The organism is Streptomyces mesophilus (assembly GCF_040300965.1).
Classification (GTDB): Bacteria; Actinomycetota; Actinomycetes; order Streptomycetales; family Streptomycetaceae; genus Streptomyces; species Streptomyces mesophilus_A.
This window is the reverse complement of record NZ_JBEPEW010000197.1, coordinates 1-11,905: the sequence shown is the minus strand read 5'-3', so window position 1 is coordinate 11,905 and position 11,905 is coordinate 1. Positions and strand designations below refer to the sequence as shown.

At 71.0% G+C, this 11,905-nt stretch carries 8 protein-coding genes; 4 read left to right on the top strand and 4 right to left on the bottom strand.

Features of this window, described 5'->3' with window-relative positions; genetic code table 11:
* The coding region (locus ABT367_RS37680; protein WP_434975631.1) for an SUKH-4 family immunity protein at positions 1-1,085 on the top strand (1,085 nt) is incomplete at its 5' end.
* Between the two features lie 321 nt (positions 1,086-1,406).
* The gene (locus tag ABT367_RS37675) at positions 1,407-2,354 is read left to right on the top strand and encodes a cellulose-binding protein (protein WP_352258009.1); all 948 of its coding nucleotides are present in this window, start codon (positions 1,407-1,409) and stop codon (positions 2,352-2,354) included.
* Positions 2,355-2,518: 164 nt separating this feature from the next.
* Here ABT367_RS37675 and ABT367_RS37670 read toward each other — a convergent pair whose 3' ends face one another.
* From ABT367_RS37670 to ABT367_RS37660, 3 genes are all read right to left on the bottom strand, one after another.
* Positions 2,519-4,171 (bottom strand): cation acetate symporter, encoded by a 1,653-nt coding sequence (locus ABT367_RS37670; protein WP_352258007.1) that lies wholly within the window; start codon positions 4,169-4,171, stop codon positions 2,519-2,521.
* Complete coding sequence (locus ABT367_RS37665; RefSeq protein WP_352258006.1) at positions 4,168-4,662, bottom strand: DUF485 domain-containing protein; 495 nt, start codon at positions 4,660-4,662, stop codon at positions 4,168-4,170. The genes ABT367_RS37670 and ABT367_RS37665 overlap by 4 nt, the downstream gene beginning before the upstream one ends.
* A 101-nt stretch (positions 4,663-4,763) precedes the next feature.
* Positions 4,764-6,389: an MDR family MFS transporter gene (locus ABT367_RS37660; protein ID WP_434975630.1), complete on the bottom strand. Its 1,626-nt coding sequence runs from the start codon at positions 6,387-6,389 to the stop codon at positions 4,764-4,766.
* A gap of 342 nt (positions 6,390-6,731) precedes the next feature.
* On the opposite strand from ABT367_RS37660, the gene ABT367_RS37655 reads away from it, so the two are divergent.
* On the top strand, positions 6,732-7,520 hold the full coding sequence (locus ABT367_RS37655; RefSeq protein ID WP_352258004.1) for an ABC transporter ATP-binding protein: 789 nt from the start codon (positions 6,732-6,734) through the stop codon (positions 7,518-7,520).
* Complete coding sequence (locus ABT367_RS37650) at positions 7,517-10,093, top strand: ABC transporter permease (RefSeq protein WP_352258002.1); 2,577 nt, start codon at positions 7,517-7,519, stop codon at positions 10,091-10,093. The genes ABT367_RS37655 and ABT367_RS37650 overlap by 4 nt, the downstream gene beginning before the upstream one ends.
* Before the next feature lie 125 nt (positions 10,094-10,218).
* Here ABT367_RS37650 and ABT367_RS37645 read toward each other — a convergent pair whose 3' ends face one another.
* Complete coding sequence (locus tag ABT367_RS37645) at positions 10,219-11,748, bottom strand: DUF2079 domain-containing protein (protein ID WP_352258000.1); 1,530 nt, start codon at positions 11,746-11,748, stop codon at positions 10,219-10,221.
* Between the last annotated feature and the right edge of the window lie 157 nt (positions 11,749-11,905).

Below are 11,905 nucleotides of genomic sequence, written 5' to 3'. Positions count from 1 at the left end.
CTGCTGGGTGCCCGGCGGCGCCGATGCCCGGCGGTCCCCAGCAGCCGGCCGCGCCGATGCCCGGCGGTCCCCAGCCCTCGTACGGCTATCCGCAGCAGCCCACCGGTCAGCCGACCGTCGGCCCCGGCTACCAGGTGGTCGTCAGCTACCGCGCGCCGGACGGCAGTCAGCAGCAGCTGATCCGCCGTTCCGCGCCCGGCACTCCGCACCCGGAGTGGCAGGTCTTCCACGAGCTGCGCGGGATGAACGTGCCCGCGGACCAGGTTCTGGAGATCCACACCGAGCTGGAGTCCTGCGATCTGCCCGGTGCCTACTGCGCCCGCATGATCAAGGAGCAGTGGCCGCAGGTCCGGGTCACGACCGTCGCCCCGTACGGCACGGACCACGCCTCGCGTCAGCAGGGCATGCAGCAACTCCTGGCCCACCAGGGAGAGTTGCACCAGGTCGCCGACGGCCCCGCGCGGCTCGCGCCGATGCGTGTTCCGCTGGTGCCGGTGCAGCCCGCGCCGCCGATCGGTCCTGAGGGTGTGGCGCAGGAGCTGGCGGGTGCGTTCGGTCCGCAGGGCGTCTTCCGCTTCGACCAGCGCGCGGTGTCGCGTCAGGGCGTGCCCGAGGTCGTGGCGACGACGCTGGTGTGGGCCGGTCTGCCGGTGGACTTCAACCCGTTCTTCTGGGCCCAGGCCCAGCCGGGCCGTCCGGTGCCGACGCTCGCCGAGATGGCGCAGGAGCGCGGGGTGCAGCCGGCCTCGGACGCGGGCTCGTATCTCGTGATGGGCAGCGACTTCGGGCGCGCGATCTGTGTGCAGTACGGCACGGCGCACATCGTCGCGGTCCCGGTCGAGGCCGGTCCGGGCGGAGCCCCCGTACCGCCGCAGTTCGTGAACTCCGGGCTGCCGGAGTTCGCCCGCTGTCTCGCCATGCTCGGCCGTATGTGGCGGCTGCGCTACGGCCTCAACCAGGAGCAGGCGGGCCGCTGGACCGTCGACTTCCAGGCCCAGCTCGCGGCCCTGGACCCGGCGGCGCTGTCGTCCCCGGAGACCTGGTGGTCGGTCCTGCTCGAGCAGATGTGGGACGGGCTGCTCTAGCCCTCACCTCGGTCGGCGAAGGGCCGCTTCCGTCGTACGTGGACGGGGGCGGCCCTTTCGTATGCCCTGAGTGTCGGAGTGCCTGAGTGTCGGAGTGCCTGAGTGCCTGAGCACCCGAGCACCCGAGCACCCGAGCACCCGAGCACCCGAGCGCCCGAGCACCGGTGTACCCGCCGTTCGCCCGGTTTCCTTTTCTTTGTCTCGTTGACGCATGCTTGATCAGGTCTATACGCGGAGTGTCGCGTTTTGGGTGCTTCGGTGTGATCCACCAGGATGTGCGCCGGATCGGGTTGTCAGCGGCAGGGCGAGAGGGGCCTCAGGATGAGCACGGCACGTTCGGCGACGTCGACTCATGAGTTCAGCACCGTACGCGGCCGCGGCTACCGCCCCGAGCAGGTGAACGGCGCAGTGGACCGGCTCTGCCGCGACCGCGACGACGCCTGGGAACGGGCCGCGCGCCTGACCGTGCTCGCCAAGGAGATGGAGTCCGAGGCCGCCGCGCTGCGCGAGACCGTCGAGCGCCTCGCACCGCAGACCTACGAGACGCTCGGCGAGCGGGCCCAGGAGATCCTGCTCACCGTCGAGGAGGAGGCACGCGCGCTGCGGGCCGCCGCGCAGGGCGAGGCCCAGTGGCTCGCCGACGAGAGCGCCGCGTACGAGCGTGATCTGCGGGACTCCGCCCGCGCCTGGGCCGATGAGCTCCGCGGCCAGGCCGAGGACCGGGCGCGCCAGACGCTGCTCACCGCCCGGCGCACGGCGGACGACGAACGCATCGCCGCCCGCCGCGAGGTCAAGGAGCTGCGCGGCGAGGCCCTCGAAGTGCTGCGCGACATGCGGGTGCGCGGCGAGACGCTGCTCGGTGACCTGGCCAAGGAACAGGCCGAGCTGTGGGAGGGCGAGCAGCGGTCCGCCGAGGAGCAGATGGCCGCGCTGGAGGTGCGCCACACCGAGCTGACGGCCGCCGCCGAGGCCCGGCTCTCCGCGGCCAAGCGGGAGTTCGCCGAGGCCGAGGAGGCGGCGCGGCACGGTGAGGAGGACGCGGCGGCCCGTGCCGCGGAGATCATCGCCGAGGCGCGGATGCGGGCCGAGCGGATCGAGCGCGAGACCGAGCGGGTGCTGCGCGAGCAGGCCGAGCGCGGTGAGGAGGTGCGGGCGCATATGGACCATGTGCGGGCCAGCCTGATGTCCCTGACCGGGCGCGCCGGCAACGAGGACGGCCCGTCGGGCGGCGGGACCGTGCCGGGGCCGAGCTCGGGGGCCGACTCCTGAGGAACAGGGCCCAGCTCTGGGGTCGGCTCCTGAGGAACGGGGCCGAGCTCCGGGCCGACTCCTGAGGAACGGGGCCGAGCTCCGGGCCGACTCCTGAGGGATACGGGGAGCGCTCGCCGGCGCACGGACGCGGGGAGTGGCCGGCGTCGCGCCGCCACGTCAACTCACTCCCGTATCACCCGAGTTGCGACCCCCGCCAGGATCTCCGCCTCCACCGCCTCATAGGCCCGGCGCTGCTCGCGCCGGCTGGTACGGGAGCTGAGGACCGTGCCCAGCCAGCCGAGGCCGAAGCCGAGCGGGATGGAGGCGATGCCCGGGGTGGTGAACGGGAACCAGTTGAAGTCGTGGTCGGGGAAAGCCGAGCCCGGGCTGCCGGAGACCAGATTGGTGCCGGTCATCAGGATGATCGCGCCGGCCGAGCCGCCGAGCAGGGTGCACAGCAGACCGGTGCGGGTGAAGCGGCGCCAGAACAGGCTGTAGACCAGGGCGGGGGCGAGCGCCGATGCGCCCAGGCAGAACGAGAGCGTGACCAGCGGCTGCAGATTGCGGTGCTGCACGGTCGACGCGAGCGCGATGGTGACGACGCCGACCGCGAGCGCCGCGAGCCGGGCGGTGGTCATCTCCGCGCGTGGACTGAGCCGGCGGCGGTGCGCGAACACGTCGTGGGCAAGGGAGTTGGCGCAGGCAAGGATCATGCCGCCGACCGAGGCGAGCAGCGTCAGGAAGACCGCCGTAGCCACACAGGTGAAGATCAGCGTCTCGACGCCCGAGGTCTCCGCGCCGAACAGGGACCGGGTGGTCAGCAGGATCGAGGTGTTGCCCTGCGGGTCGGCCGCCACGATGGCCTGGCGGCCGACGAGCGCCGCCGCGCCGAACCCGATGACCAGGGCGAACAACGCGAACACGGTCGCAGCCGAGACGGCCCACGACATCGAACGCCGCACCTCGGGGGCGCTGCGCGCGGTGTACATCCGCATCGTGACATGCGGCAGGCAGGCCGCTCCCAGGACGACCGTGAGCTGCGAGACGACCATGTCGAGCTGCGGGGCGACGCTGCCCGCGAGCAGCGGCCCCGTCCGCAGGAACGCGTCGCCCAGACCGCTGCCCCGGGCCGCCTGGGCGGCGAGGGCACCGAAGTCACCGTCGAAACGGAGCAGGACGAGCACGGAGACGACGGCCGCCGAAGCGAGCAGGATCACGATCTTGATGATCTGGATCAGGGCCGTGCCCTTCATCCCGCCGATCGCCGCGTACGAGATCATCAGTACGCCGACCAGGACCATCGAACCGGTCTTCACGCCCTCGCCCCCGAAGCTCCCGAAGCTCCCGAAGCCGAGGACGAACGCCAGCAGATCGCCCGCGCCCGCGAGTTGGACCAGCATCAGCGGGAGCAGCGCGGCGAGCGTGGCGACGGCCGTGGCGATACGGGCCGGGCGCGCGGAAGGACCGGAGAGGCGGCGTGTGAGGGTGTCGCCCATGGTGAACCGGCCCGCGTTGCGCAGCGGTTCGGCGAGCAGGAACATCAGCAGGACCAGCGAAAGAGCGGTGGCCAGGAGCAGCACGACACCGTCGTATCCGGTGAGCGCGATGACGCCGATACCGCCGAGGACGCTCGCGGCGGAGATGTAGTCGCCGGCGATGGCGAGACCGTTGCGCAGCGGCGTCAGGCCGGGGCCGCCCGTGTAGAACTCGTCGAGATCATCGCGGTCCGGTCCGGTCATCACGCACAGGAGCAGCGTGATGGTGGCGACCGCGGTGAACGCGACCAGGCTCATGGACTCGGTGGAGTCGGCGGCAAAGAGCGCCGCGAGGTTCATGGGCGGGACTCCAACTCGGCTGCCCTGCGCAGCCGTTCGGCGAGCGGGTCCACGCGGCGGACCGCGTGCCGCTGGTAGAGCGCGATGGCCACGTAGGTGACCGGGATCTGCGCGAGCAGGAGCAGCAGCCCCAGATTGAGGCCGCCGGTGATGCGGTGGCCGACGAGCGAGGGGGCGTACGCGGAGAGGATCAGGAAGAGGGTGAAGGAGCCGAGCGCGGTGAGGGACGCGACCCGGCGCAGCCGCTTGTACGCGCGGCGCACCAGCCGGAGATCGGCATGGCTGCCCATCCGCGGGGTCGTACGGCGGCGAGGCGGCGGGGGAGCGGGCGGGGGCCGCCAGGGGTAGGTGAGGTGCGGGTCGTACGGGGGGTGCGGCGGCTCGTGCCGGGGATGCGGCGGCTCGTACGGCGGGTACGGCGGTTCGTCCGGCGGATACGGCGGTTCGTACGGGGGATGCGGCGGTCGCTGATCGTGGGGCGGCTCGTGCATGGGGCTGCTCCTTGCGCGGGTCGGGCCCGGGGCGGACCGCAGGGAGAGCCCGGAACGTTACCGGCAGGTATCCGGGTGGGGTGGGGTTTCCGGCGAACTCGTCAGTCGGTACGTGACGGTTGGGACGCGGGGGGTTCGTGGGGCGCTTCGGCGCCGGGGTCCCGTACAGCCGCTTCTTCCCGTACGGCGGACTCCTCTTGTACGGCCTCGTCCGTCACCGTCTCCTGCGGCAGTACGGGGAAGCGGCGCGGGGCCAGGAGCAGCAGGAGCAGCAGGGTGATCACCGCGGCGACGGCGGCGCCGATGTGCACCCACTCGACGGCGGCGTCGATCGAGCGGCGGACCGTTTCGTCGCCGGGGGTGCGGGCGACCGTGTCCAGGTCGGTGTCCGGGCCGAGCCGGCTGACGATGACCGCGTTGGCGATCGCGCCGAAGATCGCCGCGCCCATGGTCTGGCCGATCTGGCGGCAGAACAGCACGGAGGCGGTGGTCGTGCCGCGTTCCGCCCAGCCGACCGTGGACTGCACGCCCACGATCAGGGGCAGTTGGACCTGGCCGAGCGCGGCGCCGAGCAGCAGCATCAGGAGCGCGGGCTGCCAGGGGGAGCCCGGATAGGGCAGCAGCGGGAACGCGGCCAGGACGAGGGCGGCGCCCGTGACACCGATCAGCGCGGTGTTGCGGAAACCGATCCGCGTATAGAGGTGCTGGCTCAGGGCCGCCGACACGGGCCAGCTCAGGATCATCGCCGAGAGCACGAACCCGGCCTCGGTGGGCGTGAGTCGGAGCACCGACTGCGCATACGTGGGGATGAAGACGGTCGGCGCGACCATCACCAGACCCAGTGCGCCAAGACCCAGATTGACCGCGGCGATCGTACGGCGCTTCCACACCCAGCCGGGGATGATCGGCTCGGCGGCACGGCGCTCGACGAGGACCGTCGCGGCGACCAGGACGGCGGCCGTGGCGAACAGCGCGAGCGACGGCGCGGACAGCCAGGGCCAGGCCACCCCGCCCTGCACGAGAGCGGTCAACAGGACGCCGCCGGAGGCGAACACGGCGAGGGCGCCCTGCCAGTCGATACGGTGCCGGGTCCTCTGTTCCCGTACGGGCTCGTGCAGATGGCGCGCGACCAGCCACAGCGCGAGCAGGCCCACGGGCAGGGTCACCAGGAAGATCCAGCGCCAGTGCGCGTACGCGACGAGGAGGCCGCCGATCGCCGGGCCCGCGACCGAGGAGAGCGCCCAGACCGTGGACAACTTGGCCTGGATCTTGGGGCGTTGCTTCAGCGGATACAGGTCGGCGGCCAGCGTCTGCACGGTGCCCTGGATGGCTCCGCCGCCCAGGCCCTGGAGGATGCGGAAGGCGATCAGGGCGGCCATGTTCCAGGCGACGGCGCACAGCAGTGAGCCGAACAGGAAGAGGACCATGCCCGCGAGCAGGACGGGCTTGCGGCCGAAGGTGTCGGAGAGCTTGCCGTAGACGGGCAGCGTGACGGTGACCGCGAGCAGATAGCCGGAGAACAGCCAGGAGAAGTACGAGAAGCCGCCGAGGTCGGCGACGATCTGCGGGACGGCCGTGGCGATGATCGTGGACTCGAGGGCGGCCAGCGCCATGGAGAGCATGAGGGCGGCGACCACCGCGCCACGCTTGCGACCGACGGCCGGCTCGCCGTCGGTCCGGCCTATGTCGTCCTGGGTGCCGCCCACGAAGATCCTTTCCCCCTGCATCTATTTCCGTCGAGGGACACCTTCTCACTTGCTCCTTACGCAGGGGAGAGCCGAGCCCCTAAGGGAGGGCCCCTATTAGAGGGCGCTCTATCCCGGGGTTTCCGGGAGCTCCTATGCGTCGCTCCCGGCAGGGACTGCTCGTCCTCCTGAACGACGAGTCGGCACGAGCGCGCTCCTAGCCTGGTCACAGGCCGGTACTGAGGCCGACCGCATCGTGGGGGGTGGGGTTTTCCCCAGTAGAAGACTGCGCTGGGCCTCAGCGCGTAAGGCCCCCTCCCGCGACCAGACTTGAGCACGTACTTCCGGCGCGTTCCTCGCTGCTTTCTACCTAGGAGACTTCACGTGACTACGGCTGTGACCACCCCCGGTCCCGGGGTAACTGGAGGGCGCACGGCTGTCGCCGCCCGGGCGCGGCAGGTCGTGAAGGCGTACGGCAGCGGGGAGACCCGGGTCGTCGCCCTCGATCATGTCGATGTGGACATCGCCCGCGGGCAGTTCACCGCGATCATGGGCCCTTCCGGGTCCGGCAAGTCCACGCTGATGCACTGCCTCGCCGGGCTGGACACGGTGACCGGCGGGCAGATCTACCTCGACGACACCGAGATCACCGGTCTCAAGGACAAGAAGCTCACGCAGCTGCGCCGGGACCGGATCGGCTTCATCTTCCAGGCGTTCAACCTGCTGCCGACGCTGAACGCGATCGAGAACATCACCCTGCCCATGGACATCGCGGGCCGTAAGCCGGACAAGCAGTGGCTGCAGCGCGTCGTGGAGACGGTCGGCCTGGCCGAGCGCCTCAAGCACCGTCCCAGCCAGCTCTCCGGCGGTCAGCAGCAGCGGGTGGCGGTGGCGCGCGCGCTGGCCGCACGACCGGAGATCATCTTCGGTGACGAGCCCACCGGAAACCTCGACTCGCGGGCCGGCGCCGAGGTGCTCGGCTTCCTGCGGCGCTCGGTGTCCGAACTGGGGCAGACCATCGTGATGGTCACGCACGACCCGGTCGCGGCCTCGTACGCGGACCGCGTCCTGTACCTCGCGGACGGCCGGATCGTCGACGAGATGCACCACCCCACCGCCGACCAGGTCCTGGACCGTATGAAGGACTTCGACGCGCGGGGGCGTACGTCGTGACCGTGTTCAAGACCTCGATGCGCAACTTCTTCGCGCACAAGGGCCGGATGGCGCTCTCCGCGATCGCCGTCCTGCTCTCCGTCGCCTTCGTGTGCGGCACGCTCGTGTTCACCGACACGATGAACACGACCTTCGACAAGCTGTTCGCGGCCACCTCGCCCGATGTGACCGTCAGCCCCAAGACCGCCGGGGACGGCGACGAGGATCCGCAGTCCGGGAAGCCCGACGCCCTGCCGGCTTCCGTGGTCGACCGGGTCAAGTCGGCCGAGGGCGTCAAGTCGGCCGAGGGCGCGGTCATGTCGATGAACGTGACCGTGGTCGACTCCGAGAACGAGAACATGGGCTCGACCAGCGGCGGACCGACCATCGCCGGCAACTGGACGCAGAACGACGCCCGGACGATGGAGATCACCGAAGGGCACTCGCCGCGCGGCCCCACCGACGTGATGGTCGACTCCGACACCGCCGACAAGCACGGTCTGAAGCTCGGCGACGAACTGCGCACCATCAGCGTCAACGGTGACTTCACCGCGAAGATCAGCGGCATCGCCAGCTTCAAGGTCACCAACCCGGGCGCGTCCGTCGTCTACTTCGACACGTCCACCGCTCAGAAGCAACTCCTCGGCAAGACCGGCGAGTTCAGCCAGATCGCGGTCACCGCGGCCCCCGGTGTCACCCACGAGCAGCTGAAGAAGAACGTGGCGGCCGAGCTCGGCGCCGGAACGTACAAGCTGCAGACCCAGACCGAGGCCGCCGACGCCAACCGCAAGGACGTCGGCGAGTTCATGGACATCATCAAGTACGCGATGCTCGGCTTCGCCGGAATCGCGTTCCTGGTGGGCATCTTCCTGATCATCAACACCTTCTCGATGCTGGTCGCGCAGCGCACCCGCGAGATCGGCCTGATGCGGGCCATCGGCTCCTCGCGCAAGCAGGTCAACCGCTCCGTGCTCGTCGAGGCCACGCTGCTGGGCGTGATCGGTTCGATCCTCGGGGTCGGCGCGGGCGTCGGGCTCGCGATCGGACTGATGGAGCTCATGTCCGGCATGGGCATGAACCTCTCCACGGACGACCTCACCGTGAAGTGGACGACCCCGGCGATCGGTCTGTTCCTCGGCATCGTCGTCACCGTCCTCGCCGCGTATCTGCCCGCACGCCGGGCCGGCAAGGTCTCCCCGATGGCCGCGCTGCGCGACGCCGGCACCCCGGCCGACGGCAAGGCGGGACTGATCCGCGGCCTGATCGGCCTGGTCCTGACCGGCACCGGTGTCTTCGCCCTGTACACCGCGGCCACCGCCGACACGGCCGGCGACGGCTCGATGTGGCTCGGCGGCGGTGTGGTCCTCACACTCATCGGCTTCGTGATCGTCGGACCGGTGCTCGCGGGCGGAGTGGTACGGGTCATCAGCGCTCTCGTACTGCGCCTGTTCGGGCCGGTCGGGCGGATGGCGGAGCGCAACGCGCTGCGCAACCCGCGGCGTACCGGCGCGACCGGAGCGGCGCTGATGATCGGGCTCGCGCTGGTCGCGTGTCTGTCCGTGGTCGGCTCCTCGATGGTCGCCTCGGCCACCGACGAGCTCGACAAGTCGGTCGGCGCGGACTTCATCATCCAGGGCCAGCAGCGCATCGTTCCGCAGGCCGAGAAAGCCATCCAGAACAGCCCGGACCTGGAGCACGTCACGCGCTACAAGGTGGCCGAGGTCACCATGACCGCGCCCAACGGCAAGACGGAGAAGGGTGATTCCGCCGTCGCGGCCGCCGATCCCACGTACGCCTCGGACCTGCGCCGCGAGACCACGGCGGGCAGTCTGAAGGACGCCTACGCGGCGGACTCCATGTCGGTCGGCTCGGACTACGCCAAGGACTACGGCATCAAGGTCGGCGACACCGTCACGGTCGCCTTCAAGGGCGGCGAGACGGCGAAGCTCAAGGTCGGGGCCATCACGAGCGATGACGTGACCATCGACCAGGGCGCGCGGTACATGTCCATCGCGACCCTGGAGAAGTACCTGCCGGCCGACAAGGTCCCGCCGAACATGATCATGTTCGCCAAGGCGAAGGACGGTCAGGCGGAGGCGGCCTATGCGGCGCTCAAGGACACCCTGAAGCAGTACCCCCAGTACGAGGTCCGCGACCAGACGGACTTCAAGGAGGAACTGCAGAACCAGGTCGGGCAGTTGCTCAACATGGTCTACGGGCTGCTCGCCCTCGCGATCATCGTCGCGGTGCTCGGTGTGGTGAACACCCTGGCCCTGTCGGTGGTCGAACGGACCAGGGAGATCGGTCTGATGCGGGCGATCGGCATGTCGCGGCGCCAGCTGCGCCGGATGATCCGCCTGGAGTCCGTGGTGATCGCCCTGTTCGGCGCCCTGCTCGGGCTCGGGCTCGGCATGGGCTGGGGCGCCACGGCGCAGCGGCTGCTCGCCATGGAGGGTCTCGAAGTCCTGGAGATCCCCTGGGCGACCATCATCGCGGTGTTCATCGGCTCGGCCTTCGTGGGCCTGCTCGCGGCGCTGATCCCGGCGTTCCGCGCGGGCCGGATGAACGTCCTGAACGCCATCGCGACCGAGTAGCCCACCAGGCCCTCGCGCTCCTGGGGCGACGGCTACGGTAGGGGTCCGGCCCCGGTGCACATCCTCCATGTGCACCGGGGCCGGGCTGATTCGAGGGGTTCGCGCCTGTGGTTCAGGCGACCTGCTCAGGTGACCAGCTTGAGCACCACGAACCCGCCCGCCGAGCCCCACTGGGAGAAGCGGGCGTCGGGATGGAGCCGCCGCGCATGCGCGACGGGATCGGGGTAGCGGCCGGACCGGTTGTCCAGGGCCAGGTAATCCGGCGTCACCCCCTGCGAGTTGCCGATCCACAGCACCCGGCAGCGGCTCGTGAGCCGGCTGATGGGCCCGATGTTCGACTCGACGGTGGCCCCGTCGGGGATACGGTCCAGCAGCGCGTCCGCCTGGCGTGCGGAGGCGGGCACGCGGTAGACGGCGGGGTCGGTGAGCGTGCCCAGCGGCAGCGAGACGGTCAGGGCGAGCGCCACCGCGGCGGCCGCGAGCGGCGCCTGGGACGCGTACTTGGTCAGCCATGCGCGTTCGCCGCGGCGGCGGGACCGGGCGATCCCGTCGGCCGCGGCGAGGACGACCACCGGCATGAGCACGGCGCTGTAGTGCCACTCCGTTCCCCAGTACGAGTCGTCCGAGGAGACGAACCGCCAGCCGAGGGTGGGCAGCACGATCAGGACGAGCGGGGAGCGCAGGGCGAACAGACCCGTGGGCAGCAACAGCCAGGCCAGCGTGCGCAGTTTGACGTCCCACCCGGCGAACGGGTTCGGGAACCCGCCCTCGACGCGGTTCCAGTACTCGTAACTGCCGGCGGTGTTGAACGCGGGGATGATCCAGACGAAGACCAGCAGGGCGGCGATGGCACCGAAGGCGGCCACGGCGTAGGAGTACGGGAGGGCGCGGCGGGCTCCTGCGGCACCGGCGTCGTCGGCCGCTTCGGCGCTGCGGGCCGCTGCGGCGCCGGTCTCGCCGGCAGCCTTGTCGCCGGCCTTCGCGCGCCGATGCGCACGCCAGGCCACGACCAGGGCGATCGCCGTCAGCGTCAGGCCCAGGTCCTCCTTGACGAGCACCAGCGGCAGGGCCCACAGCAGCGCCGCCCGCCATCGCTCGGCGAGCAGTGCCTCGAGCGAGAAGGCGATCAGCGGTACGGCGAAGGCGATCTCATGGAAGTCGAAGTCGACGGCCCGCTGCAGCCCCCACGACAGTCCGTAGGCAAGGCCGAGGCAGAGCCCGCCGCCCCGCCCGAGCAACCGGCTCGCCGCCCGCGTCACCGGCACCACGGACAGGGCGAACAGCGCGGCCTGCGCGACGAGCAGCGTCACCGGCCCCGGGAACAGCCGGTAGAAGGGAGCGATCAGGGCCGTCACCGGGCTGAAGTGATCGCCGAGTATGTGCGCGCCTGGCCCCTTCAGATCGGCGATCGGCGCCTGCAGCTGCGCGTATCCCCGTATCGCCTGTTCGAAGATCCCCAGATCCCACGACCGCGTCCCGAACTTCTCCCAGCGCAGCACGGAGACGGTGGTGTACGCGAGGAAGAGCACCCCGGCGAGCCCCCAGGGCGCCAGGTCCCGGCCACCGCGCGTCAGGCCCGCTACCCCGCGTATGCCGGACGACGGCCGGGCCTCGTCCGTGGCGGACGCGGCGGACGTGTCGACGGCGGTGCGCATGCGGGCAGCCCTTCGGGGTCGCTGGGTTCGAAGCGGTCGGCGAGGTGGGGCGGTGCCCCGGTCAGCCAATTCGAACACGACACGCGAGGACCTTCGCGCCGGGGTGACGACCCCGCGCGCCCCGCGCCCGGCGCCCGGGTGCGGCGCGCACCGGACC